General features: G+C 67.3%; 23 protein-coding genes and 2 tRNA genes. 7 read left to right on the forward strand and 18 right to left on the reverse strand.

Annotation, left to right across the window (positions count from 1 at the left end; genetic code table 11):
• Positions 1 to 5 precede the first annotated feature (5 nt).
• Positions 6 to 77: transfer RNA gene (locus Rhe02_RS35460), tRNA-Gln, on the reverse strand.
• 213 nt (positions 78 to 290) lie between these two features.
• A complete protein-coding gene (locus Rhe02_RS51060; RefSeq protein ID WP_203912824.1) occupies positions 291 to 683 on the reverse strand; it encodes a helix-turn-helix domain-containing protein in 393 nt (130 codons plus the stop codon).
• A 137-nt stretch (positions 684 to 820) separates the two neighbouring features.
• Here Rhe02_RS51060 and Rhe02_RS35470 point away from each other — a divergent pair, with 137 nt between their 5' ends.
• Positions 821 to 1,810: an acyl-CoA desaturase gene (locus Rhe02_RS35470; RefSeq protein ID WP_203912825.1), complete on the forward strand. Its 990-nt coding sequence runs from the start codon at positions 821 to 823 to the stop codon at positions 1,808 to 1,810.
• A 40-nt stretch (positions 1,811 to 1,850) separates the two neighbouring features.
• Positions 1,851 to 2,456 (forward strand): TetR/AcrR family transcriptional regulator, encoded by a 606-nt coding sequence (locus Rhe02_RS35475; RefSeq protein ID WP_239124267.1) that lies wholly within the window; start codon positions 1,851 to 1,853, stop codon positions 2,454 to 2,456.
• On the opposite strand, the gene Rhe02_RS35480 is transcribed toward Rhe02_RS35475, so the two are convergent.
• Genes Rhe02_RS35480 through rsmA form a run of 5 tightly spaced genes read right to left on the reverse strand, consistent with a single transcriptional unit; the run spans position 2,457 to position 6,961 of the window.
• Entirely contained in the window at positions 2,457 to 2,993 is a 537-nt protein-coding gene (locus Rhe02_RS35480; RefSeq protein WP_203912827.1) for a DUF4383 domain-containing protein, read from the reverse strand.
• A 24-nt stretch (positions 2,994 to 3,017) separates the two neighbouring features.
• Complete coding sequence (locus Rhe02_RS35485) at positions 3,018 to 3,440, reverse strand: DUF4383 domain-containing protein (protein WP_203912828.1); 423 nt, start codon at positions 3,438 to 3,440, stop codon at positions 3,018 to 3,020.
• Positions 3,441 to 3,454: 14 nt separating this feature from the next.
• On the reverse strand, positions 3,455 to 5,197 hold the full coding sequence (locus tag Rhe02_RS35490) for an ABC-F family ATP-binding cassette domain-containing protein (RefSeq protein WP_203912829.1): 1,743 nt from the start codon (positions 5,195 to 5,197) through the stop codon (positions 3,455 to 3,457).
• Positions 5,190 to 6,131 (reverse strand): 4-(cytidine 5'-diphospho)-2-C-methyl-D-erythritol kinase, encoded by a 942-nt coding sequence (locus Rhe02_RS35495; RefSeq protein ID WP_203912830.1) that lies wholly within the window; start codon positions 6,129 to 6,131, stop codon positions 5,190 to 5,192. Before Rhe02_RS35495 ends, Rhe02_RS35490 begins: the two co-directional genes overlap by 8 nt.
• The gene (rsmA, locus tag Rhe02_RS35500; RefSeq protein ID WP_203912831.1) at positions 6,128 to 6,961 is read right to left on the reverse strand and encodes a 16S rRNA (adenine(1518)-N(6)/adenine(1519)-N(6))-dimethyltransferase RsmA; all 834 of its coding nucleotides are present in this window, start codon (positions 6,959 to 6,961) and stop codon (positions 6,128 to 6,130) included. Before rsmA ends, Rhe02_RS35495 begins: the two co-directional genes overlap by 4 nt.
• Before the next feature lie 139 nt (positions 6,962 to 7,100).
• On the opposite strand from rsmA, the gene Rhe02_RS35505 reads away from it, so the two are divergent.
• Positions 7,101 to 7,670, forward strand: a complete 570-nt coding sequence (locus Rhe02_RS35505; RefSeq protein WP_203912832.1) for a Uma2 family endonuclease — start codon at positions 7,101 to 7,103, stop codon at positions 7,668 to 7,670.
• 1 nt (position 7,671) lies between these two features.
• On the opposite strand, the gene Rhe02_RS35510 is transcribed toward Rhe02_RS35505, so the two are convergent.
• On the reverse strand, positions 7,672 to 8,517 hold the full coding sequence (locus Rhe02_RS35510) for a TatD family hydrolase (RefSeq protein ID WP_203912833.1): 846 nt from the start codon (positions 8,515 to 8,517) through the stop codon (positions 7,672 to 7,674).
• 67 nt (positions 8,518 to 8,584) lie between these two features.
• Between Rhe02_RS35510 and Rhe02_RS35515 the strand changes: the two genes are divergently transcribed.
• Entirely contained in the window at positions 8,585 to 9,775 is a 1,191-nt protein-coding gene (locus Rhe02_RS35515) for a hypothetical protein (RefSeq protein WP_203912834.1), read from the forward strand.
• On the opposite strand, the gene metG is transcribed toward Rhe02_RS35515, so the two are convergent.
• A complete protein-coding gene (gene metG, locus Rhe02_RS35520) occupies positions 9,770 to 11,521 on the reverse strand; it encodes a methionine--tRNA ligase (RefSeq protein WP_203912835.1) in 1,752 nt (583 codons plus the stop codon). The two genes, Rhe02_RS35515 and metG, sit on opposite strands and share 6 nt — an antisense overlap.
• A 77-nt stretch (positions 11,522 to 11,598) precedes the next feature.
• Between metG and Rhe02_RS35525 the strand changes: the two genes are divergently transcribed.
• On the forward strand, positions 11,599 to 12,228 hold the full coding sequence (locus Rhe02_RS35525; RefSeq protein WP_203912836.1) for a hypothetical protein: 630 nt from the start codon (positions 11,599 to 11,601) through the stop codon (positions 12,226 to 12,228).
• Here the strand turns inward: Rhe02_RS35525 and rsmI are convergent.
• Positions 12,211 to 13,053, reverse strand: coding sequence for a 16S rRNA (cytidine(1402)-2'-O)-methyltransferase (rsmI, locus tag Rhe02_RS35530; protein ID WP_203912837.1), 843 nt, complete (start codon positions 13,051 to 13,053; stop codon positions 12,211 to 12,213). The two genes, Rhe02_RS35525 and rsmI, sit on opposite strands and share 18 nt — an antisense overlap.
• 56 nt (positions 13,054 to 13,109) lie before the next feature.
• Between rsmI and Rhe02_RS35535 the strand changes: the two genes are divergently transcribed.
• Complete coding sequence (locus Rhe02_RS35535) at positions 13,110 to 14,657, forward strand: dolichyl-phosphate-mannose--protein mannosyltransferase (protein ID WP_239124263.1); 1,548 nt, start codon at positions 13,110 to 13,112, stop codon at positions 14,655 to 14,657.
• Here Rhe02_RS35535 and Rhe02_RS35540 read toward each other — a convergent pair.
• Together Rhe02_RS35540 and Rhe02_RS35545 are read right to left on the reverse strand one after the other, a co-directional pair.
• Positions 14,638 to 15,309 (reverse strand): ribonuclease FAU-1 family protein, encoded by a 672-nt coding sequence (locus tag Rhe02_RS35540; RefSeq protein WP_239124264.1) that lies wholly within the window; start codon positions 15,307 to 15,309, stop codon positions 14,638 to 14,640. The genes Rhe02_RS35535 and Rhe02_RS35540 overlap by 20 nt on opposite strands.
• Before the next feature lie 9 nt (positions 15,310 to 15,318).
• On the reverse strand, positions 15,319 to 17,955 hold the full coding sequence (locus tag Rhe02_RS35545) for a helix-turn-helix transcriptional regulator (RefSeq protein WP_239124265.1): 2,637 nt from the start codon (positions 17,953 to 17,955) through the stop codon (positions 15,319 to 15,321).
• A gap of 246 nt (positions 17,956 to 18,201) precedes the next feature.
• Between Rhe02_RS35545 and Rhe02_RS35550 the strand changes: the two genes are divergently transcribed.
• Positions 18,202 to 18,669: a hypothetical protein gene (locus Rhe02_RS35550; RefSeq protein ID WP_203912839.1), complete on the forward strand. Its 468-nt coding sequence runs from the start codon at positions 18,202 to 18,204 to the stop codon at positions 18,667 to 18,669.
• A 100-nt stretch (positions 18,670 to 18,769) separates the two neighbouring features.
• Here the strand turns inward: Rhe02_RS35550 and Rhe02_RS35555 are convergent.
• The 6 genes from Rhe02_RS35555 to Rhe02_RS35580 all read right to left on the reverse strand — a co-directional run bounded on the left by Rhe02_RS35555 (position 18,770) and on the right by Rhe02_RS35580 (position 24,694).
• Positions 18,770 to 18,843: transfer RNA gene (locus Rhe02_RS35555), tRNA-Ala, on the reverse strand.
• Between the two features lie 29 nt (positions 18,844 to 18,872).
• Positions 18,873 to 19,586, reverse strand: a complete 714-nt coding sequence (gene sepX, locus Rhe02_RS35560; protein WP_203912840.1) for a divisome protein SepX/GlpR — start codon at positions 19,584 to 19,586, stop codon at positions 18,873 to 18,875.
• Positions 19,587 to 19,657: 71 nt separating this feature from the next.
• Positions 19,658 to 20,272, reverse strand: coding sequence for a GNAT family N-acetyltransferase (locus Rhe02_RS35565; RefSeq protein ID WP_203912841.1), 615 nt, complete (start codon positions 20,270 to 20,272; stop codon positions 19,658 to 19,660).
• Entirely contained in the window at positions 20,269 to 21,525 is a 1,257-nt protein-coding gene (locus tag Rhe02_RS35570; RefSeq protein ID WP_373320758.1) for a molybdopterin molybdotransferase MoeA, read from the reverse strand. Before Rhe02_RS35570 ends, Rhe02_RS35565 begins: the two co-directional genes overlap by 4 nt.
• 115 nt (positions 21,526 to 21,640) lie before the next feature.
• Positions 21,641 to 22,570 carry a UTP--glucose-1-phosphate uridylyltransferase gene (locus Rhe02_RS35575; protein WP_203912843.1) on the reverse strand — a complete coding sequence of 310 codons (930 nt, stop codon included), beginning with the start codon at positions 22,568 to 22,570 and terminating at the stop codon, positions 21,641 to 21,643.
• 9 nt (positions 22,571 to 22,579) lie between these two features.
• Positions 22,580 to 24,694, reverse strand: coding sequence for a diguanylate cyclase (locus Rhe02_RS35580; protein WP_203912844.1), 2,115 nt, complete (start codon positions 24,692 to 24,694; stop codon positions 22,580 to 22,582).
• Between the last annotated feature and the right edge of the window lie 28 nt (positions 24,695 to 24,722).

The raw sequence follows: 24,722 nt of genomic DNA on the forward strand, positions 1-24,722 counted from the left end.
AATAGCTCGGGCGCCAGGACTCGAACCTGAAAAGCTGGCACCAAAGGCCAGAGTGTTGCCAATTACACCACGCCCGACTAATCGGCCAAAAGGGGCAGGAACTCATCTCCGCCGACGTCGCAAGCTAGCTTAGCGCCTATCGCAAGGCCCATTTCAGCCACTCCCAACCAGTGCCTTCGCTATCCCCTCGATCTGCCAGTAGAGCCGCCTGCCCCGCCGAACCCGGACCACCAAACAGCCACGGTAGGCCTCCCCCACATGATGCCGCCGCAGCGACGGATTGTGGCGTTTCAGCGAGACCGCGATCGGTGTCTCAGCTGGAAGGCGCAGCTGCTCAATCCACCAGGTCTTGGCTGATTTGGTGCCTTCCGACCAGTAGATGGCTGCGCCGATAGGAGCAGCTCGCGGTCGGAAAGCTGACCGACCTCGGCGGCGGCTGAGGCGAGGATCTCGGCGCGCTCGGTGTCACGCTCGAGGCGGTGCTCTGACCAACGGGCGTCGGTCATCGCTTTGGCGTGGGCCTTGCGCCGCGCGATGGCTTGGGCTGGGCCTTCGCGGGGCAGGTGCTTGGTCCATCGAAAGGCGGTGGATCTCGCGATGCCCAGCTCAGCGGCGATTGCTGGGACCGACAGGCCCTCGCTGCGGAGGGCTTCGGCAAGAGGGCGCAGCTCCCGTTTGGCCACGCTGGAAAGTTAGTACGAGCGTACGACACGAACAACCGGTGGGGCTAGCACCACTGTCAAACTACGGTTCCGTAGGTTACGGTTGCGTAGGCCCATTCTCGAAGATCACTCGATCCCCGTATGCGCAGCGAGGTGCCATGACGACTACCACCCTCAACCCGTCCGCCGAGCCTTCGGCAGGGGCGGTTACCGAGAACGAGCGGGGGCCCAAGCCTCTCACCGAGGGCAAGCAGCCGCCCGCGATTCTGATCGGCCTGTGGGCGTTTGTCGTGCTTCCGTTTGTGGCCCTGCTCGCCGCTATCCCGTTCGCCTGGGGTGGCTGGCTCGGCTGGACCGATATCGCGATCTTCGTGCCGCTCTATCTTGTGGCCGGCTTGGGGATTACGGTCGGCTTTCACCGTTACCTGACGCATAGCTCGTTCAAAGCGACCCGCTGGCTGCGCGTGACGTTGGCGGTGGCGGGCAGTTTCGCCATCCAGGGCTCGCCCACGCAGTGGGTGGCCGACCATCGCCGCCACCACCAGTATTCCGATCTTGAGGGCGATCCGCATTCGCCGTGGCGGTTTGGCGAGTCCTTCTGGGGCTTGACCAAGGGTCTGTTCCACGCGCATGTCGGCTGGCTGTTCGCGCGGGAGCTGTCCAACCGCGCCCGCTTCGCCCCCGATCTGATGGCGGACAAGGACATCCAGAAGGTCGACCGGATGTTCCCGCTGCTGGTGGCGTTGTCGATCCTGTCGCCCGCGGTGGTGGGTGGCCTGGTGACGATGTCGTGGCAGGGCGCGCTGACCGCGATGTTCTGGGCCGGGTTCGTGCGGATCGGGTTGCTGCACCACGTGACCTGGGCCATCAACTCGGTGTGCCACGTCTACGGTGAGCGCCCGTTCGAGATGCGTGAGGGCGACAAGGCATCGAATTTCTGGCCGCTCGCGATCCTCTCCTTTGGCGAGAGCTGGCACAACCTGCACCACTCCGACCCGACCAGCGCACGCCACGGCGTGCTCAAGGGTCAGCTCGATTCTTCCGCCAGGCTGATCTGGATTTTTGAAAAGTTCGGCTGGGCCACGAACGTTAAGTGGCCGCGCCCCGAGCGAATCCAGGCCAAACTGGTGAACCGTGACGGCCGATGACACTGCAGAGGTAAAGGCGGCAGTACGCAGCCGGGTGAGGATGAGCTTCTCCCAACGCAGGGAGCAGCTCATCTCGGTCGGCAGGCAGCTGTTCGCCGAGCGCGGGTTCGACGGGACGTCGATCGAGGAGATCTCGGCTCGGGCCAAGGTGTCCAAGCCGGTGGTGTACGAACATTTCGGGGGCAAGGAAGGCCTTTACGCGGTCGTGGTCGATCGCGAGGTCACCGCGCTGCTGGAACGCATCACCAACGCGCTGACGGCGGGCCATCCGCGCGAGCTGCTGGAGCAGGCCGCGCTCGCGCTTCTGGACTACATCGAGCAGGAGACCGACGGTTTCCGGGTGCTCGTGCGCGAGTCGCCGGTGATGTCGCAGTCGGGAAACTTTTCCTCTGTTCTCAACGATGTCGCGCATCAGGTCGAGCACATCCTGGGCGCCGAGTTCAAGTCACGCCACTACGACCCGAAGCTGGCCGAGCTGTATTCGCAGGCGCTGGTGGGCATGGTGGCGCTGACCGGGCGGTGGTGGCTGGAGGTTCGCAAGCCGCGCAAGGAAACCGTCGCCGCGCATCTGGTCAACCTGGCCTGGAACGGACTGTCGCATTTGGACGCCAAACCCGCACTGTTGACCCGCAGGGTGAAACCCTAATCAATCCTTGGGATGCTGCACGCCGGGGTGCGCCGACAGCTTGTGCCGCGGGGTCTCCAATTCGAGTACAGCGCCGCGGCCGCTGTGCCGGTAAATCTCTTCCTCCTGCGCCTCAGCCGCTGTGCCGCGCTTGCCGTACATGCCGGCGAGCACCAGGACGGTACCGATGATGAAGGAAACGACGCAGGTGGAGACCGCGAAGTTGAGGAAGTTCGCGCCGGTGCGGATGAGGATCAGCCCGAACAGCCCGGCGACCCAGAAGATGACGCCGGCCGCGTAGTTGATGAAATGGTCAAAGTTGCGCAGGAAAAGCGCGCCTAACAGGATGACCGCGCCAACAACGATGGACAGCAAGGAAAAGGCGGGATTGGTCTTCAACCCGAGCGCCTCGGTGGTGCCGCCCTGCGCGAAGAAGCTCTCGCTGCCCCAGGTCTTGGACGCCCCGATGATGCCGAAGAGCAGCAGGTACAGGCCCGCCAGCGCGGCGAGCGTGCGATAGAAGCCGCCTAGCCGGTGGTTTATCGGTAAGTGCGCCATTCATCCAGTCTGGCGCACCCGGCGTCAGGCTCGCTGGGCTTTGACATACATCCCGGCCGTGGCCAGTACCGAGCCGATGAGGAAGGACACGATGCAGGTGGCCATCGTGAAATTCAGGACATTGGTGTCCTGCCTGTTCATCAGGAGCATCATGGCGGTTCCGGCGAGCAGGAAACCCGCACCCGCCCAAAGGTAGACGATGCGGTCGACGTTGCGGCCGAGCACGGTGGCAAGCACGACGAGCGCTCCGACGGCGATGGAGGCATAGGAGAAGGCCGGATTGGTGCGCAAGCCGAGCGCCCGGTCATCGCCCACCGCGTAGAGCGGCGCGCCCTGCGTGACGAAGAAGCCGACCGCGCCGAAGGCGAGCACAAACAATCCGGCGAGGAGGGCGAGCACCCGATAAGCCCTGCGTAGGGGGTGGTTCACGGGAAAGTGGAGGGACATGGCTCGGGAGGTTATCAGGACGCCGATTCCGCGAGGATCAGCCATTCCTCCTCCAGAGCCGCCTTCTCGGCTGTCAGTTCGCGCAGTTTTTCGTCCAGCTCACCGATCTTGGCGAAGTCGGTGGCATGCTCGGCCATCTGCGCATGCAGCTTCTCCTCGCGCTGGGCCAGCTTCTCCAGCTGCCGCTCTACCCGAGCCAATTCCTTTTTCGCGGTACGGGAGTCCGCCTTCTGCGCCCGCGGCGCTGAGGTCACCGGCTCCTCGGTGGTCAGCGACGCCAGGTATTCGTCCACGCCGCCCGGGAGATGGCGCAGGGTTCCGTTGCCGGGCAAGGCATACACCGACTCGCATACCCGCTCGACGAGGTACCGGTCGTGTGAGGCCACAATCATCGTGCCCGGCCAGGTGTCGAGCAGGTCTTCCAGCGAGGCGAGCGTGTCCGTGTCGAGGTCGTTGGTGGGCTCGTCGAGCAACAGCACGTTGGGCTCGGTAGCCAGCAGCCGCAACATCTGCAGCCTTCTGCGCTCGCCACCGGACAGGTCGCTGACGGGTGTCCACACCCGACGGTCGGTGAACCCGAAGACCTCAGCCAGCTGGGCCGCGGAAAGCTCCCGGTCGCCCAGCTTGACCCGCCGGGCAACCTGTTCCACGGCTTCGAGCAGCCGCAGCGAGCCCGGCAGCTCGGCCAGCTCCTGGGAGAGGAAGGCGGCCTTGACGGTTTTGCCGGTGCTGAAGCCCGAAGCCGAGGTGATCCCGGCGAGCAATCGGAGCAGGGTGGACTTGCCGGCCCCGTTCGCGCCCAGCAGCGCGATGCGGTCACCCGGACCCACATGCCAGGTCACCCGGTCGAGAATGAGGCGCGGACCGGCATGCAGCGTCACGTTTTCCAGGTCGTAGACCTGGCGGCCCAGCCGGGCGGTGGCCAGCTTCGCCAGGGTCACCTGGTCGCGCGGCGGCGGCACATCGGCGATCAGCGCGTTGGCGGCATCGATGCGGAACTTGGGCTTCGAGGTGCGGGCGGGTGGTCCCCGCCGAAGCCAGGCGATCTCCTTGCGCAGCAGGTTCTGCCGGCGCGCCTCGGTGAAGGCGGCTATCCGCTCCCGCTCGGCGCGGGCCAGGATCCACGCCGCGTAACCGCCTTCGTAGGCGCGCACTTGGAGGTCGGCGACCTCCCAGGTCTGATTGCACACAGCATCGAGGAACCAGCGGTCGTGGGTGACCACCACGAGCGCGCCTTTCCAGCTGCGGGCCAGCCAGCGGGCGAGCCAGTCCACCCCGGCGATGTCCAGATGGTTCGTCGGCTCGTCGAGGATCAACAGGTCGGCCGGCCGGATCAGCAACGCCGCCAACGCAATGCGGCGGCGTTCGCCACCGGACATCTTGCCGACCTGCTCGTCCAGTCCGAGCCCGGCCATGCCCAGCCCGTCGAGGATGTCACGGATGCCGGCGTCGCCGGCCCACTCGTGCTCCGCGCCGAAATAGGAACCGAGCACCAGGTCGCGCACGGTCGCGGTGGGCGGCAGATCCATGGTCTGCGGCAGCACGGCCACGCGCAGGTCACGCCGATGGGTGACCCGGCCCGTGTCGGGCTCCTCCTCGCGAGCCAGAAGCCTTAGCAGCGTTGACTTTCCGGCGCCGTTGAGGCCGACCACGCCGACCCGGTCGGCATCGTCGAGCCCGATCGAGACGTCGACGAGCAGGGGGCCGGTCGGGCCGTAGCCCTTGCTCGCCCGGTCCAGATTGATGATGTTAGCCAACCCGTGCTCCCGGCACCGGACCTTGCGCCAGATGGACGCTGCGGGCGTGGGGACTTACCGCCTCGGCGATCTGCTCACCGTGCGTGGCGTCAGTGGCAAGGAAGACGCACGTGGGGCCGCTTCCGGAGACGAGCGCGGCGTGAGCCCCGCCCTCCTTGCGGCCCGCCTGCAGCGTCGCCGCCAGCTCGGGTTTGAGCGACACCGCCGCGGCCTCCAGGTCGTTGCCGAGCGCGGCGCCTAGCTCGGCCGGGTCGCGTTGACGCAGCGCGGCCAGAAGCGCGTCGGCGCTGCCCAGCGGTTTCGGCGCCGCACCCGCGGCGCGCAGGCGATCTAGCTCGCGGTAGACCTCCGGGGTGGACAGCCCGCCGTCGGCGAAGGCCACCACCCAGTGCCACTTGTTGGCCCTCGCCAGCACCGGGCTCACCGCTTCGCCACGGCCGGTGCCCAGCGCTGTGCCGCCGTGCAGGAGGAACGGCACGTCCGAGCCGAGCGTTTCGGCGATCTTCGCCAGGTCTGCGCGGCTGTATCCGGTACCCCACAAGGCATCGCAAGCCACCAAGGTGGCCGCGGCGTCGGCCGAGCCGCCCGCCAACCCGGCCGCGAGCGGGATCTGCTTGCGCAGGTGCAGGCGTGCCTTCGGCTCGACCTTGGCACTGGTGGCCAGCGCCTGGGCGGCCCGAACGACCAGGTTGCGGTCGTCGAGCTCCAGCTCGCCCTGGCCTTCGCCCTGCATGGTGAGGACCAGGCTGTCGCCATGGCGGGCGGTGATCTCATCGAAGATTGAGATGGCGTGGTAAACCGTCTGCAGCTCGTGATAGCCGTCCCCGCGCAGCGGGCCGACGCTCAGGTGCAGGTTGATCTTCGCCGGGACCCTGACCCGCACCGGCCCCAGAGCCAGCTGGCCGTCGCTTTCGAGCGCCCACGCCTCGGTCATCGGGCAAGCCTAGTCGCCGCGAGATTGGCGAACGCAGTGACGTCCAATTGTTCACCCCGCGTACCCGGATCGATGCCGGCCGTTCGCAACAACCGCTCCGCCTCCGGCGCGCTGCCAGCCCAGCCCGCGAGCGCGGCCCGCAGCGTCTTGCGGCGCTGAGCGAAGGCAGCATCGATGGTCTTGAACACCTCCGCCCGCGGCACGTCCGTCCGCGGCGGCTCGCGCCTTTCGAAGCCGACCAGCCCGGAATCCACGTTCGGCACTGGCCAGAAGACGGCCGGGGACACCTTGCCCGCCATCCTCGACGAGGCGTACCAGGCGAGCTTGGCCGAGGGCACGCCGTAAACCCGGCTACCCGGCCCGGCCGTGAGCCGATCGGCGACCTCCTTCTGCACCATCACCAGACCGCTGCGGATGCTCGGCAGCTCCGCGAGCACGCGCAGCAGAACCGGTACCGCGACGTTGTAGGGCAGGTTGGCGACGAAAACAGTTGGCTCGGGCGTGAACTGCGCCTGCGTCAACGCCAGCGCGTCGATCGGATGAACGGTGAGATTGGACGGATGCCCGGTCGTTTCCACCAGCGCGGCGGCGAGCTTCGGATCGATTTCCACCGCGTGCACATGCGCCGCCGCGGGCAGCAGCCCCAGCGTCAGCGAACCCAGCCCCGGCCCAACCTCGAGCGCGACATCCTCCGGACGCACCCGCGCCGTGGCCACAATCCGGCGGATGGTGTTCGGGTCGTGCAGGAAGTTCTGGCCGCGCTTCTTGGTCGGCGCCACGCCGAGCCGCTCGGCCAGCTCTCGAATCTCGGCCGGGCCGAGCAACTTCATCTCGGACCTTCACCCGGGACGTGGAGGGGCGGCAGTGAGCGCGAAGCTCCGGTTAGTTTATCCACAGCCGTTGAGCCTACTTGGTTGCGCCTGTGGATAACTTAGGAGCACGATCAGTACAAGCGACTAGAAAGGGGGCATGACAGTGATGCAGCTACCGCTGCCGACCGCCACGGATGAGGGTCTTACGTTCGAGGATCTGCTATATCTCGAGACCCCGGATGGCTACCGCACGGAGCTCCTTGAAGGAAGGCTCGTGGTGTCGCCTCCCCCTTTCATCCCTCATGTCTTCGCGGTGGCAAACCTTCGTGACCACCTCATCAGATCCTTGCCAGAGCAGATCAGGATGATCGAAGCTCCCGGGGTCTATATCACCGAGCACAACTACTTCATCCCAGACCTTGTGGTGGTTCACGAGACTGCGCAGGAGAGGTATGTGAAAGGCTTCGTTCCTTCGGACGTTCTGCTCGCGGTCGAGGTCGTTTCGCCGAGCAGTTCCAGCTATGACCACGTTCTCAAACGCCACGCATACGCGAAGGCTGGCATCGCCCACTATTGGATCCTTGATCCCAAGCCAAAGACGGTGCGCATTCTGAAGCTAGAGGACGAATCCTATGTGGATTGCGAGCTTGTGTCGCATGGCCAGGTTTGGATGTCAGAAGAGCCATTTGGTGTGATGATCGACCCGGCTCAGATTTTCAAGGGCTAGATCACCAGGGGCCGAGGAGGCGTTCGCCGTTGGCGGAGATGGCTTCGCACACCTCGGTCAGCGGCACGCCGCGGGTCTCCGCTATGGCGCGCACGGTGAGTGGAATCAGGTATGACGCGTTGGGCTTGCCGCGGAAGGGCATCGGGGTCAGGTAGGGCGCGTCGGTCTCGACGAGGATCTGGTCCAGTGGGGCGAGCGCGGCCGCTTCCCGAAGGTGCGGCGCGTTTTTGAACGTCACCGTTCCCGCGAAGGACAGATGAAATCCGCGCCGCACACATTCGCGGGCGAAGTCGGCGTCACCGGAGAAGCAGTGCATCACCACCCGATCGGGTGCGCCTTCGTCATCGAGCACGCGCAAGATGTCGGCGTGCGCGTCGCGGTCGTGCACGATGAGCGGCTTGCCCACCTGCTTCGCCAGCGCGATGTGATAGCGGAAGCTCAGCTCCTGAGCCTTCAAGCCCTCTCCCGTGGTACGAAAGAAGTCCAGCCCCGTCTCGCCGACCCCCCGCACCCGTGGCTGCGATGCCAGCGCCACGATTTCGGCGAAGGCCGCATCGAGGTCGGCCAGGCGTGGCGCCTCGTTCGGGTGCAGCGCAACCGTTGCCACAACGGCGTTTTCGCGCGTGGCGAGGTCTGCTCCCCAAGCGGAGGAGGCGACGTCCACCCCGACCTGGACCAGCCGATCCACGCCCACCTTCGCCGCCGCCTCGATCTGCGCGGCAGCCGACCAGCCCGACCCGGCCGTGCCGCGCTCGGCGGCGACTATGTCGAGATGGGTGTGGCTGTCGAAGACCGGTGACGGGAGCGGCTCGGGCGCGCGCGGCAGGTTCTCGGGTATCACCTTCATATGGTCCCATCCCGAGTTAAGCCGGAGTTCACCCAGCCGGAATACGGCGACACTAGCCTCACTGTCTGTGACGCTCACTAACGAGATCGTGACGGGGACCGTCAACGTTGACGGAGTGTCCTATCCGGCTGAGCCGATCGCCGGGGGTGCCGCCTACGAACTTTTCAGCGACCTGCCCGCGCCCGGGTTCCTTCGCCTGTCCACCACCGGGCGCGCGGCGTATCACCGCTTCCTGCCCGCGACCGAGGTCGGCCTGAACGGGGCCGGCGAAAGCCCGTTGCAGGCGCCGCTGAGCCGCGGGTTGACGTGGGAGCGGATCCATCGCCTGAGCCAGTCTCCGCCGCGTGAGCAACGGGTCGGCGATGCGGTCGCCGCGGTGCGAGCCAGCGCCACCATCCGGCGCGGCACCCGCATGGTGAAGCCGCTGAGCTCGCTCGGGGTCGCCGCAGTGCTCAAAGGCCAGCTGCCGCACGGCTTCTGCTACCGCGAGTGGGACATCGCCCACCTGCGCACCCCCGCCGAGCAGGCGGTGCTCACCGGCGCGCACCCGGGGGAGGTCTCCTACCTGTTGCGCTGGCGTGCCATCGATCCGCTGGACTATCAGGTGCCCATCGGGGAAAGGGTTTCCGGGCTCACGGTGATGCCGCCACACGACCGCATCGGCTCGCCCGTGCTGGGGACAGGGTTCGCCCCCAGCAGCAGCGAGCTGATCCCCGAGTGGATGACCGCCGACTTCGCCGATCTGCCCCTGCCCGCCAACGCGGCAGTGGTCGCCTACGCGCCCGACGGCACCGAGCACGTGCTCTACACCTATCAGCCCGAGCAGCGCGGGTGGCTGCGGCTGGTCGGCCCGCAGTGGCGGCACCTGCTGGCACCGGTCCGCGAGGTGAGCACCGAGCAGGAGTACCTCCCGTTGCCTCGCGGCAATCCGAGCAGCCGGCTGGTGGGCATGTTCCGTGGCGAGGAGTTCGAGGCGATCGCCGACCCGCCCGAGTTCCGGGTCCTCGCGATGACGCGTGCGGCACGCTATCCGGTGGAGAGTTTGCTGCGGCGCACCCGCTACGCCCGCTGGCGCGGCGCGCTGGGCACGGTCCTGTCCACGGACGCGTCGTGGCTGCGGATAAGGCTGTGCCAACCCGATCCGTCCAATGTCGCCGACCTTGGCGCGCAATGCTATGAGCGCGGCGTATACGAGGCGTGGGCCCCGGCGACACAGGTCACCGAGGCCCACGAGGTGGAAGTCAGCTATCAGCTATGAGCCGAAGCGGGCCAGTTCTTCCTCCACAATGGAGGGTTCGAGCTTGCGGAACACCGGAACGGGCGGGGCGATCGCGGCCCCGACCACGATCGGCCGCGACTCCCATCGGGATCCGGTGGTGTAGTCACCGGTGATGATGGGATAGCCGGGCCCACCGTCGAGGTCGGCGACCTCGTCGATGCGTGGCATGGGCGCGTGCACACCTTCGTTGCCCAGCAACCCATGGATCTTCTGCGACGAGTGCGGCAGGAACGGCGAGATCAGCGTGTTGCAGTCGTTGATGGCCTGCAGCACGGTGTTCAGGATGGTCCCCAACCGCTCGGGGTCGTCCTTGATCTTCCAGGGCGCCTGGTCGGACAGGTACTTGTTGACCTCCCCGATCACCCGCATCACCTCGGTGATGGCCGCCTTCTGCTTGTGCGCTTCGATCAGGTCGCCAACCGTCTTGAACGCGCCCCGGACCTCGTTCAGCAACGCCTCATCGGCGCTCTCGAGCTGGCCCGCGGCCGGGATCTGCCCGAAGTTCTTGGACGTCAACGCCAGCGTGCGGTTGACCAGGTTGCCCCAGCCCGCCACGAGCTCATCGTTGTTGCGCCGCAAGAACTCCGCCCAGGTGAAGTTGGTGTCGGTGGACTCGGGACCGGCGACGGCTATGTAGTAACGAAGCGCGTCCGGCCCGTACCGGTCAAGGAAATCACGGACATAGATGACCACACGGCGCGAGGAGGAGAACTTCTTGCCCTCGACCGTGAGGTATTCGCTCGACACCACCTCGGTCGGCAGCGCCAGCTTCCCGAAGTCTCCGGGATTGGCGTTGTGGCCGATCAGCTCGGCCGGCCAGATCTGCGAGTGGAAGGTGATGTTGTCCTTGCCCATGAAGTAGTACGACCGCGCGTCATCGTTCCAGTAGGGCTTCCAGTCCTGGCCGAATCGGCGCGCCCACTCCACCGAGGCGGAGAAGTAGCCGATGACCGCGTCGAACCAGACATAGAGGCGCTTGTTCGGGTTGTCTTCCCAGCCGGGCAGTGGCACCGGGATGCCCCAGTCGATGTCGCGGGTCATCGCGCGCGGCTTGAGGTCGTCGAGCAGGTTCAGCGAGAACTTGAGCACGTTGGGACGCCAGCCCTCACGCCCGCGCAGCCACTCGCCGAGCGCTTCGGCCAGGTTCGGCAGGTCGAGGAAGAAGTGCTGGGTCTCGATGAACTCGGGCGTCTCGCCGTTGATGCGCGACTTGGGGTTGATGAGGTCCTGCGGGTCGAGCTGGTGTCCGCAGTTGTCGCACTGGTCGCCGCGCGCGCTGGCATAACCGCAGATCGGGCAGGTGCCTTCGATGTAGCGGTCGGGCAGGGTGCGCCCGGTCGACGGCGAGATGGCACCGTGCGTGGTCTGCTCGATCATGTACCCGTTCCGATGCACGATCTTGAATAGCTCCTGCGCGACCGAGTAATGGTTGCGAGTCGTCGTGCGGGTGAACAGGTCATAGCTGAGCCCGAGCGCGGTGAGGTCTTCGACGATCACCCGGTTGTATCGATCTGCCAGCTCCTTCGGGCTGACCCCCTCCTTCTCCGCTTCGACGAGGATCGGCGTGCCGTGTTCATCTGTTCCGCTGACCATGAGTACGTCGTGGCCGGCCATCCGCATGTAGCGGCTGAAGACGTCGGAGGGCACCCCGAATCCGGAGACATGGCCGATGTGGCGCGGGCCGTTGGCGTAGGGCCAGGCGACCGCGGCGAGAACGTGACTCATAGCTGACCAGCCTAGTGATTGCCCTATCGGCGCGCCCACTGGGTTTCTCCAGGGCATTTAGGGTGAAATGACCAATTATGCGAGAACAGAATCCTTGGCCAACCCCTGCTTGGCTCGGCGAGCCGTCCCCGGACGCCGCCGTGGAACCCGAAGTGGAGAGGTTCTCGCTTCCAGCTCAAGAGGTGCCACGCGAGATGTGGTTCCCGGAGAAGCCGGCGGCAAGGCCGCGCCCAGCCAAACGCAAAGCCCCCGTTTCCCTTGCCATCGCCATGCCCGCGGTCGTCTTTTTCGCGCTGCTGAGCGCCTTCTTCAGCTGGGTCGTCTCAGAGCCGCTCTGGCTGGCCGTCGGGCACAGCTCGACCGGCATGGCCACGGTCTCCAGATGCGTCGGCAGCGGAATAAGCCAGCGGTGCATCGGAGAGCTCGACGGCACCCGGGTCACGCTGCTCGGCGTCACCGCGAAGCAGGCCACCACCGGGTCGAAGATCGAAGTCCGGCGGGTCGGCGAGCACAGTGACCGGGCCTTCGCCGGAGGACTCTTCCTGCGCTGGTTCGCCGGGCTGATCATGATCCTCGCCTGCGGCGCAGGAATAGCGATCGTCACCGGCGTGCACCGCATGCACCGCCGCGACCGGCTAGCCGCCCTGAGCACCAGCCTCGCCGCCCCACTACTGGTCCTGGTCGGTTTCCTAGCCGCCGTCTTTTAGCTTTTGTACGCGCAAAGACAACTCGTAGACGTCGCGTTTTGAAAGGCCGTGCTGGGCGGCGACCGCGGCGGCCGCATCGCGCTTCGATAGACCGGCTGCTATGTGTTCGGCGATCTGCTCGCGGAGGACCTCATCGGTGGGGCGCTCGGTAGGCGGCGCGCCGGCGACCACAAGGGTGATCTCGCCGCGGAACTCACCGGCTTCGGCCAGCTCGGCCAGGGTGGCTCGGCGGATCTCCTCGTAGGTCTTGGTCAGCTCCCGGCACAGCGCCGCCCGCCGCTGCGGGCCGAACTCGGCCGCCATGTCGGCGAGGGTGCCGGCGATGCGATGGGTCGCCTCGAAGAAGACCAGGGTGCGTTCTTCGGTGGCGAGCGCGGCGAGCCGGGCGCGGCGCTCGCCGGGCTTGCGCGGCAGGAAACCTTCGAAGCAGAAGCGGTCGCTGGGCAGCCCGGACAGGGCGAGCGCCGTGGTCACCGCGCTCGGGCCGGGCACGCTGGTCACCGGAATCCCCGCCTCCAGCGCGGCCACCACGAGCCGGTAGCCGGGATCGCTCACCGAGGGCATTCCGCCGTCGGTGATTAGCGCCACCCGGGCGCCTTCGCGCATCTGCTCGACCAGATCGCCGGTCCGGCGTTCTTCATTGCCCTCGAAATAAGAGATCACCTTTCCGGATACGGTCACGCCGATCTCGCGAGCCAGCCGGATCAAGCGGCGGGTGTCCTCCGCGGCCACCACGTCGGCGGAGGCGAGCACCTCGCCCAGCCTGCCCGACGCGTCAGCCGGGTTGCCCAGGGGCGCACCGCACAAAATCAGGACGCCCAACACGCGAACCTCTCTCCGGCAATAGGCAACGGACAGTTTCGCAGCATACGATCCATGCCGTGACGCAGACGGTGACCGCGCCAGACAGGACGCAGATCAGCCCTTCCGAAACGGGCCTGACCGCGATGATGAGACGGCGCCTGGTCCCGCTCGAGCAGAAGGTCGACCCCTATGGATGGCTCGCCGTCTTCGGGGTGGTCTTCATCGCCGCGTTGTTGCGCCTCTGGAACCTGGCTCAGCCCAACCAGGAGATATTCGACGAGGTCTACTACGCCAACGATGCTAATGACATGCTCACCCACTTCGTCGAGTGGGACGAGAAGAACAACGGTCCGGGCTACGTAGTCCACCCGCCACTGGGCAAGTGGATGATCGCGCTCGGGATCAAGGCCTTCCACTACGACACGTTCGGCTGGCGAATCAGCGCGGCCGTGGTCGGTGTCATCACCATCTACATGATCATTAGGATCACCCAGCGGCTCTTCCAGTCCCTGATCCTGGGCTGTGCCGCCGGCCTGCTCATGGCGTTCGACGGCATGCACTTCGTGCTCTCGCGCACAGCGCTGCTCGACATGTTCCTCATGGTGTTCGTCCTCGCCGCGTTCGGCGCGATCGTCCTCGACCGCGACCAGAGCCGGCGCAAGTGGGCGAAGTTCATCGAATCCGGGGGCGACCCATCGGGCAAGGGCAAAGCCAGCCGGCCACCGATCACCATCCCCTGGTGGCGGCTCACCGCGGCACTGCTCATCGGCCTTGGCACCGGCGTGAAGTGGAGCGCTCTGGCCTTCCTGCCCGCGATGCTCATTCTGGTGCTGTGGTGGGAGATCGGCGTGCGGCGCAGCGCCGGGGTCCGCCGGCCGATCGTCGACGCGCTGCTCGACGAGATCGGCTGGCTGCTGCTGTGCGCTGTCATCGTCTTCCTGGCCTACCTGGCCACCTGGTCGGGCTGGTTCCTCACCGACACCGGCTACTACCGCCATTGGCTGCGCGACAGTGGCCGCACCGAGCTACCCGTGCTCGGCCCGCTGGCGAACCTGCTTGAGTACCACAGCGCGGCTTTCCAGTTCCACATCGGCCTGGACGACCCGCACCCCTACGCAGCCCCGGCCTGGACCTGGCTTCTGCTCGGGCGGCCGGTCGCGTTCTACTTCTCCAAGACCGTCCCGTGCGGCGCTGCCGATTGCTCAGCCGAGGTGCTTTTGCTTGGTACCCCGATGCTGTGGTGGAGCTTCTTGCCGGCGCTGGCCGCCACGCTGTGGTTCGGCGTCGCCCGCCGCGACTGGCGTGCGGGGGCGATCCTCGTCATGGCCGCCTTCGCGCTCGTGCCTTGGTTCTTCTTCTCCAGCCGCACCATGTTCTTCTTCTACGCGCTGCCCGCCGAGCCGTTCCTGATTCTGGCCGTGGTCTATGTGCTCGGCTGCATCATGACGCCACCGCCGGGCATGCCGCGCGACGAAAACCGTTTGGTCACCGGTGCCGTGGTGGCCGGCTTCTTCGTGGTGGTGGTGGCGCTCAACTTCGCCTACTTCTATCCCATCTATGCAGGCGAGTCGATCCCGACGGCCAGCTGGGTGACCCGAATGTGGCTCAATACGCGCTGGATATAGGCGGCCTGTCCCATCCGCGCGGCGGTTGCGCCGGCACGAGCGGCTCCCAATGCGGTGAGGGCTGAAAGTCGCACCAGGTGCCGTCGAAGGGAAACACCCCGGCCTCGGCCAGTTTGATGACCTGCCGACCGGCGTCGCGCACGCGTTGCTCGCTGCCGACCCAATAGTGCTCAGGCTCGGTCAGCCGCGCCGCGAACTCCTCCTCGTCCTTCCAGCGCCAGCTGCGGTCGGGCCGGATGACCACGTCGAGGTCCCAGTCGACCGTGTCCGCGCCAGCCAGCTCGGTGTCACGCCACAGGGCGACAGGCAGCTCCAGATTGGCGTACCAGCTGGTGAACCGCCCGCCGCGGAAGAAGAACCGCAGGGACCAGTCGGCCCCGGCCGGATGCCACGACAGCAGCGAATGGTTGCGCACGGTAACGCCCAGCGGCTTCTCGGCGCGGACCCACTCGGCCAGCGGCGTCTGCCTTATCTCACGGCCATCGGGCATCAACGGAAACCAGAAATGGTCGCCCTCCGCGCCGAACATCAGCAGGCCTTCCGCGTCGTGCTGGATCGCCCGCATCGGAAACAGCCCAGCGATGGTCTGATGCTGCAGATGGCGAAGGTAGACGATCTCCCCCGGCGTGAAGATCACATCATCGTGAACCATCCCCGGAGCCTACTGAAGATCAGGCGATGCCAAAGCCCTTAGCGCGGCGGCCAGCCCGGCTCGGCCGTTGACACCGAGCTTCACGTAGATGCGCAGCAGATGGTTGTCCACCGTGCGCGGGGAAAGGAAGATCTGCTCCGCGATCTGTTTGCTGGGCACACCGGCGGCGGCCAGCCTGGCGATTTGCCTTTCCCTTGCCGTCAACGTGGATTTGGGTGTCAGCAGCGAAGGCGTGATCGCGGCCGGGCACAGATCGCGCAGCGCGGCCAGTCTGTCCAGGGCGGTGCTCGCCTGTGGCGAACGCTGATGGCGCAACGCTTGCACAGCGATGGCCGCCGCCTCGGCCGCGTACAGGTTCATGCCGAGCCCGGCGAACTCCTCAGCCACCGCAAGCAAAGCGCACCCGTCGTTGGTGGCGGCGGCCTGGGCATGCCGGGCAGCCGGTGCCGCCAGCGCGCCCTGCACCGAGGTCGCCAGCTCAGTCAGCCGATCGGTGGCCTCCGAGGCGAATCCCAGCCTCACCAGATCGTGCTGGGCGAAGACCTCGTAGGCGGCGAACCCGTCCGCGGTGAGCCGTGCGATCAGCTCGTGCAGCAGGGAAACGGCCCCGTCGATGTCGCCCAGCCCCGCCCGCACCCAAACCCGTGCCCGCTCCAGGTCGGGATAGAGAATGGCGACGGTCTGCCTGTGCAGCCTGTCCGCGTCGGCCATCGCCTCCTCCGCCGCCGGATCACCGGCCAAGGCCAGCGCGTGCGCCAGCTCGGCCGCGGCATGGCCGGCGAAGATCTGGCCGCTGGCCAGTCGGGACAGGGATTGGCGCGCCAGCCGTGCGGCGCTTTCCACATTGCCGCTCAGCCGGGCGGCCTGCGCTTCGACCAGGGCCAGCATGCCTGAGCCGAGGCTGAAGTCCCCGGCGTCGGCCAGACCGCTGAACTCGGCCGCGATCGTGGCCTGAACCGCGTCGAGGTCGCCCGCCAGAATCATTGCCGTGTTGCGGGCAACCTCAAGGGCCAGCTGGAAATAGGGCGTGTCGTCGCGCCACTGCGCCGAGTCGGCCTGGTATTCGGCGACCTCACGAAGAGTGCGCAGCGGCTCCCCGCGGGCCGCGCGCAGATGGCTCAAGGCACTGCCCGCCAACGCTTTTGAGCCGGGCGTAGCCTCCGCGCAGTCAAGCACCTCCAGACCGACCGCGTGCGCGCCCTCCTGATCGTTTCGGTGGGTGCGCATGATGGTCTCCACGCCCTGGACCCATGCGCGATCCCTCGGCGCGGCGAGCCCGGAGGCGCCTGCCGCCAGCCGCTCCGGCGACTTGAGGTCGCCCATGCCCCAATAGGTCGTGATGCCCCGCGAGGCGAGCCAGCGGGCCCGCTGTGCATCGTCGGTGATCAGCGACTCGGCACGGTCGAGAATGGCCAAGCCCTCATCGGGCCGGTCAGCGAACATCATGATGATGGCCACCGATTCGGCGATGTCGAACCTTCCCTCGCGGTCAGCATCAAGCGCGGCCTGGCCCAGGCGGCAGGCCAGCGGCATGTCGAAGCTGGCGAACGCCTGCTGGCACGCACCCAGAAGAGGCAGCGGATTGTCGACGGTGTTGCTGTCCAATCGCCACACGGCCACCCGGAGCAGGTCGTCGCGGCGCTTGGCGCCCGCCTTCTCCACCAGCTCGGCCAAGGTCGCCAGCTGGCGGTGAGCCCGCGTCAGCGGGCTGCGCCGGCGCACCACCTCGCCGTAGAGCGGATGGGCCAGGCGCACGGTGACCCGCCTACCCTCCGGCACCACCCGGATGAGCTGAAGCTCCTCGGCCCGCTCCACCGCCCGCGCGTCGGTGGCCTGTGTCAGCAGCGGCAAGCCAATCGGCTCGCCGTGCGCCACAAACTCCACCACCGCGCGGATATCCGGCTGAAGGTTGCCGATGCGGGTGTCCACGACCTCGGTGAGGCTGGGCGCCATGGGCGGCGCCCCTGTCCAGCGCCAGATCCCATAGCTCTCGCTGATCTCGGCTCTGGCGTGCGCGGCCATCACCAGCTCGCGCAGCAACAGCGCGTTGCCCTCGGACAGCCGCCACAACCGGCCCACCGATCCCGAGTCCACCTGACCCCCGAGCACCTCGGCGAGCAGCGCGCCGGTCTCCGACTCGGTCAGCGGCGCCAGGTCCACCCGCTCGGCCAGCTCCTCGGTCCACAGTGCACGGATCGGATCGGGCACCGTCTCACCTGTACGGACGCTGGCGAAAACGCGCGCCATCCCGGATCGCGCGACAAAGTAGACCAGGGCAGCCGACAGCGGATCCAGCAGGTGGGCATCGTCAACAGCAAGCACCACCTTGGCCGTGTTCGCATCCTCCAAAAGGGCATCGATCGCCCAGCGCACCAGCCCGGCCTGGGACAGACCGGCCGGCTGCATCGGCGGGAGGACGTGCGCCAGACCGCCAAAGGGCAGGCTGGACGTGGCGATCGTCGCCGTGGCGGCCAGCACCTTGAACTCGCTCCGATCGAGACTCTTAAGCGCCTCGCGGAGCAAGCGGGTCTTGCCTATCCCGGCAACGCCGCCAATAACCAGGCCGCGGCCGCCTTCACCCGACACAAATTCAGCGAGCCGGGATAGCTCCCCGGCACGTCCAACGAATCCCCAGGCGGGGTGCACCTGAGAAGCGTACAAGGACATAGCCAATTGAGTAATCCCTCGATAGCGCTATGAGTAACTGGGCTGTTTCCGCGTGAGTGAAACACGGAATAGGGTTCGATTTCGCTCGCATTCCATGGACAGTCGAGGTGACCTGCAATGGTTCCGCGGACCAGGATGTCGATTGCCGCCAGGCGCCGCAGCCGGAGGGCTGGCAGCGGCTGGCGTCTCGTACTGGTACAGGCCGCCGCACGTAACAGACTACTCGTGCTGCGACGCGTATCGATAGATCTGGGACAGGTGCAGGAGCACACGCGCAGCCGTTTGGTCGCGAAGCCCTCCGCCTACTGGCCGACTGTCCTCAATGAAGAGCTAGGTGGCTTACTCGCTCAACTCGCCACCGACCTCGAGCTGTGCTATCAGCGAATCAGGGACAAGGCATTGGCCACCGCGCTGCGCTGCCCGCCCGACGTGGCCACCATCCAGCTCGTGGATGCCGCCGTGCGGCGGGAGACCCAGCGTCATCCCGGCAGCGCGCCAGAGGTCGCCCAGGCCACGCTGGAGCTGACCATCTGGAGCCTCGTCTTCGCCGACGACGCCGAGGAAGGCGACGTCGACCAGCGCATCACCCGCGCCGTCGACGGCGTCGCCGCCCTGATGCTCGACCACGTGCTGGAGCGCTTCGACGCCATGTACCGCTGCCTCGAAACCGCGATCATTTCCTTCGCCAAATAGCAGTTCGCCTTTCAGGGCGATCTGCCGCGCGTTGCTTTGCACGCGCCGGAATAGCAGTCAGCGGCCACCTTGATCTAAGCAAGATAGCCGCTGAGCTATGTGGAGATGAGGGGACTCGAACCCCTGACCCCCTCGATGCGAACGAGGTGCGCTACCAGACTGCGCCACATCCCCAAGGACCGGACAACGTTAGCACACCTCGATCACGCGGCTGGACCGACCTCGTAGGCGCGCCCGCGGACCCCGGCCACCTTGCGGTAAGAGATGGTGGCGACCCGTTTTCCGCGTTCGGCCACGGCGGCCGCGGCCGCTTGCTCGGCCAGTTCTCGCATGGCCTCCTGCGCCCGCAGCAGCTCCTCTTCGAGCAGGCGCGCGGCTTCGCGCCGGGCCTGGGCGCGGCGTTCCTGGGCCAGCCGGACCTGGGCCTGCTGCTCCGCGAGCCAGGCTGCCTGGCGCGCTTCGGCCCGGCGGCGGCGAGCCATGCGCAGCGCCTGACCGCGCAGATGGCCGAGGTAGAGCAGAAGCATGGCCGCGGTGACGGTGAAGCTGATCCAGAAGCCGGGGCTGACCAACACCACCCCGATCAGCTGGACCAGGTTGAGCAATGCCAGCGCGGAGAGAACCCGTCGCCGGCGGTAGACGCTGGGGCGGTGCCGGGGCCGGCGGGAAGCGGGCGGTCTGAAGTCTTCGTCGACCAGCTGAAGGCGGGGCGGCTCGGCCAGGAGCCAGGACGGCGGGTTGACCGGCTGGCGTCCGGGGGTGGTCCGGGCGCGGCGACGCCGGGACAGAACACGGGCGGTGGACAGTGCCCGTTCGGCGATGAGCCGCTCGGTGGCGTCATACCTGCGCACCAACGCCGGCGCCAGGGCAAGCAACCCGGCGGCGGCGAGGACGGCGAGGAGCACCGAGGTGGGCACGTTCGCAGGCTACTGGCGTGATCACCAAATAGGCTGGCACCACTCCGTGAGCGCCTGGCTACGCCTATCCGTCACGAGGTGCGCACGCGGCGCCACCTTGCCAGCAGGCCACCCTCGCGGTTCAGGTCTTCCCAGGTCACGGCATATCCGACATGGTCGCGCCAGCCGCCATCGATGTACATGTAGTGCGGGTGATAGCCCTCTTCCCGCAGTCCCAGCTTTTCCACCACCCGGCGGGAGGCCTTGTTCTCCGGCCGGATGTTGACCTCGATGCGGTGCAGCCGGCCGGCGTGGAAGGCGTGGTCGACCAGCAGCGCCAGCGCGGTGGGCATGATGCCGAGGCCCGCCACGCGGGAGTCGATCCAGTACCCGCAATATGCGGAGGAAAACGCGCGCCGCACGATGTTGCCGAGGCCGATGTGGCCGACGAAACGGCCTTGGTAACACAGCGCGAACGGCATCGACTCGCCGCTGCGAGCGCCCGCTTTGAACGAGCGGCGCACCAGGTGGAAAGCGGCCACCGAGTTGCTCTCCGCCCACGTTCCGCCCGGGGTCACCTCCCAGGGCCGCAGCCATCGCTCGTTGAACATGCGCACTTGCGACCAGGGCACGGCGTCGCGGCGCTCATAGGGACGCAGCAGTACATCGCCTTCCGCGAGGACCGCGGGATAACCGATGGTGCTCATCGGCGCCGGTCGAGCAGGAGAACGTCGACCGTGGATCCCGCCGGGGCGCTTGTCACCCGCTCACCGAGAACGAGGAGCGCGTTCGCCTCTGCCATGCCTGCCAGGGTACGAGGCCCGCCCGGCAGTGGTTGCACCGTGTACCCCCCGCCGCGGCGCTCGGCCACCACCGCGGGCCGGAACTCGCGCAGCCCGGTCGGCGAGATGACCGTTTCCAGCAGGTGACCGCGCACAGACGGCCGGAATACCGGCTCCGCGCCGGACAGCACCTGGATCACCGGACGAGCCAACACTTCGAAGCCAATCAATGCAGCCCCCGGCTCGCCGGGCAGACAGACGATCGGCACCTCGATCACGCTGCCCACCGTCCCGAAGCCCAAGGTCCCGCAGGGGGCAAGGGAAACCTCGGTGAAAACGACGTTTCCGGTCCGGCTGCCGTCCCGCCGGGACAGAATCCGACGAACCATGTCCCCCGGACCCGTCCCGGATCCGCCGGTGGTGATGATGAGGTCGGCCCGCCCGGTCTGGTCATCGATGAGCGCCCGCAGCGCTTCCGGGTCGTCGTCACAGATGCCGACCCGATAGGCGTGCGCCCCCGCTTCCGCCGTGGCCGCGGTCAGCGCGTGCGAGTTGACGTCGACCACCTGGCCCGGCTGGGAGACCCGGCCCGCCTCGACCAGCTCGTCGCCGGTGGAGATGATGACGACACGTGGCGACGGCCGCACCACCACATGCCCTATCCCGCACGCCGCAAGGACTCCGACCAGCGCCGGGGTAACCGTTCCCCCCGCCTTGGCCAGCACGGCTCCTTCGGGCATCACCTCGCCGATGCGCCGGATGCCGTAGCCACGCTTGGCCGGCTGCTTAACCTCGACCGAGGCCATGCCCTGATCGGTCCACTCGCCTGGGATCACCACGTCGGCCGAGACCGGCAGCGGTGCCCCAGCGGCGACCGAGAAACATGTGCCCAGGGTCAGCCGGGAGGGCCGCCAGCTGGAGGCGGCCAGGTCGCCGACGACGCTGAGCCGGGCCGGCCGTGACGGCACCGCGTGGGAGATGTCCTCCGAGCGCGCCGCGTACCCGTCAATGGCAGCCTGGTCGAAGGCCGGATAGGGATGGGGGGCAAGCACATTCTCGGCGAGCACATTGCCGTGTGCCTGGGTCAGGTCGAGATCCAACGCTGGCAGGGCCCGAAGTCTGCGCAGCACGCTGCCGAGGTAATCGGCCAGCGGGGTCAGCTCAGCATCGGGTGACATAGCCGGATCGAGCGCCCCGACCGTCGAAGTCATGCCATTGCCTCCTGGCGTCGGCAATCGCTTTCGGCGAAGGCATGAATGAATCTCAATTTCACGATGACCTCGACAAGCTCGGTCATGCTCTATTTCCCTCCGCGTTCTCCGCGGGAAGAGAACCTACGAAATCCCGCAACCATTCGGTAAAGGCCGGACCGAGATCTTCCCGCTGACTCGCGAGTTGCACGATGGTCTGCAGGTAACCCAGTGGCATCCCCGTGTCGTAGCGGATTCCACGGTAGACGATGCCGTGCACCGGGGTCCCCTCTTCGAGCATCAGCGCCATGGCGTCGGTCAGCTGGATCTCGCCGCCGCTGCCCGGTTTGGTGCGCCGGATCGCGTCGAAGATGCCGCTGGGAAGGACATAGCGGCCGACCACGGCCAGGTTGCTGGGCGCCTCCCCGATGGGCGGTTTTTCCACCAATCCGGTGACACGGACGATGTCGTCTCCGAATCCGGCGTCGGTCTGCACCGAGGCGATGCCGTAGCGGTTCACCTCGTCGTCGGGCACCTCGATGAACGCCAGCACGATCCCCCCGGTCTGCGCCTGCAGATCGATCATCCCGGGCAGCAAAGGTGAGTCCTCTTCAGTGAATTCGTCGCCCAGCAACACCGCGAACGGTGATGAGCCGACATGGGACTCGGCATAGGACACCGCGTGACCCAGTCCCAGCGGCTCGCCCTGGCGGCAGGTGTAGATCTCGGCCAGATCGGAGGTGCGCCGCACCGCCGCGAGCCTGGTCAAGTCTCCCTTGGCTTCCAGCCGGGACTCGAGATATGGATGTGGATCGAAATGGTCGACCATGCTGGTCTTGCCGCGTCCCGTGATCAATAGAACATCGTTGATCCCAGCGGCGGCCGCTTCCTCCACGATGTACTGCAGCACAGGACGATCCACCACCGGAAGCAGCTCCTTGGGCACCGCTTTGGTAGCGGGCAGGAAGCGGGTGGCCAGACCAGCCGCGGGAATAACCGCCTTGACAGCACGAACAGGGGTGCGCTCCGACATGCCGCGAGACTAACGGCCCTGAGCCTGCCTCGGCGCGTGTGGGCTGCTCGACGCGCCGCCAACCATGTTCCCAGCCGGATATGAGACATCTCCGGCCACCCGGAAGGTGTCCCGGCCGGCCGTCTTGGCGGCGTAAAGGGCCTCGTCAGCGGCGCGCAAAAGCGCCGCGCCGGATTGGCCGTGATCGGGTAGCACGGCCACGCCGATCGACACCGTCACCGTCACCGCGATCCCTTCCACCAGCGTGATCGGTGTGGCGCGCAACGCGCAGCAGAGCCGTTCCGCCACAGCCATCCCGCCCACCTCGTCGGTCTCCGGCAGCAGCACCACGAACTCCTCGCCACCTTGCCGGAAAGCGAAATCGACCTCACGTATCTCGTACTTGATGCGCTGTGCGAACTCGGCGAGCACCGAGTCACCGGCGGCGTGCCCGTAGCGGTCGTTGATCTCCTTGAAGTGGTCGAGATCGAGTGCCAGCACGGCCAGCTTGCGACCGAAGCGGCCCGCGCGTTCGGCCTCGCGGCGCACGGTCTCGCGAAGCGAACGGTAGTTGAACAGTCCGGTAAGCGAGTCGGTCACGCTCAGCCGCTGCGCTTCCTCGTGTACGCGAACGTTGTCGACCGCGACCGCCGCCTGACCCGCAAAGGTCCGCAACGTCACCAGATCCGGCTCATCGAAGTCGTCGCAGGCCGACGAGCGGCCGAGCCGGTCGTAGAGGGCCAGTACTCCGCGCGCGGCGGGCAGCGCGGGGCCGACCCCGTTGCTGTCGGCCAGGCTTGGCGCGGAAAACGGGACCACCACGTAGGTTCGGCAGGTCGGCTCGCCCGGATCCAGGCGCGGGCCATCGACGTCCACCCGGCCTAGCCGTGGAACACCGGTCGCCGCAACGGATCCGGTCAGTCCCTGTCCAATGGCGACCCGAACCTGGCTCACGTCTATGCCCAGGCCCTCCGCGCATTTGCCCACCAGCTCACCGGTGGATTCGGCCAGCAGCACGATGCCGCCCGAGGCGCCCGTGGCGTGCCGTGCCGTCTGCAGAATGACCTGAAGGATCCGGTCGAGGTCGTGGGTGCTCGACAGGGTGTCTCCCAGTACCCCCAGATGGCCCCTCAGTTGATCGCGGCTCGCTGTCAGCGCGGTGACGTAGATGTCGAGTTCCCGTGTCATGTGGTTGAAGGCGTTGGCCAGCCGGGCGATCTCGTCGTTGCCGCGCGCCGGAACTCGGGTCTGCAGCTCACCGGCGGCCACCCGATCGGCGGCGGCGGCCAGGCCGGCTAGCGGGCTGGTGGCCGTGCGCGCCAGCCACCAGGCCACCCCGACAGCGGCGAGCGCGGTGGTGAAAACGACGAAGATGAGCAATGCATAGGTACCGCGCGGAGGCTGAGCGCTAAGCGACACCGCTAGCGGCAAGGGCTGCCCCGGTACCGGCCCGATCCGGCGCACGAGATCGCCGTTGGCGGTCTTGCCGACCGTGCCGTCCGCCAGCGCGGCAGCCAACGCGGCCACCGCCCCCGAATCGTCCAATGTGGAGTGCAGCGCCGGGGCGGGTTCGTTGAGAGCGACCGGCCGCAGACCCACGATGTCCCGCTCCGCCGGCCGGGCCAACCCGGCCCCGGCGAGCAGGGTGACCTCCGCACCGCTTGCCCCGCTTAGCCTTTGCACCAAGGCGGCGTCCACCGTTATCGCGGCCGAGACCATCAACCCGCCGTCCGGAGAGGTCACGCTGGCCGCGAACGCCTCAAAGCCGGTGACCGCACCCGATTCCTCGGCACTGTCCGGCCCCGCGCAGTCGGCCCACGGCGGTGGCGGCGCGGCTTCAGTGGTCTGGCCGCCGCCGCCCTGTTCGATGTGGATACCGCTGGCGAGCCCCTTGGCCACGAAGGTGCCACCGACCGCCATCCGGTGCTCGTCGGCGGCCGCCGCGACCGCCTCGGCCACCGAGAGCAACTGGCCGCAAAGCGCCCCGACCGAGGTTCGCAGCGAGTTCGCCGCGAGGTCGAGCCGCTCCGATGCGCGATCCTGTCCCACCTTGGCCACCGAGGCGCCGACGAATATCGCCCCGAGCAGGACGGGGCCAAGCACCATGAGCAGGAAGGCAGTGGTCAGACGTACGCGCAGAGTCACGCACTGTCAACGAGAACCCGACCGGGTG

Origin of the sequence: Rhizocola hellebori (genome assembly GCF_016862955.1) — a bacterium.
Lineage (GTDB): Bacteria > Actinomycetota > Actinomycetes > Mycobacteriales > Micromonosporaceae > Rhizocola > Rhizocola hellebori.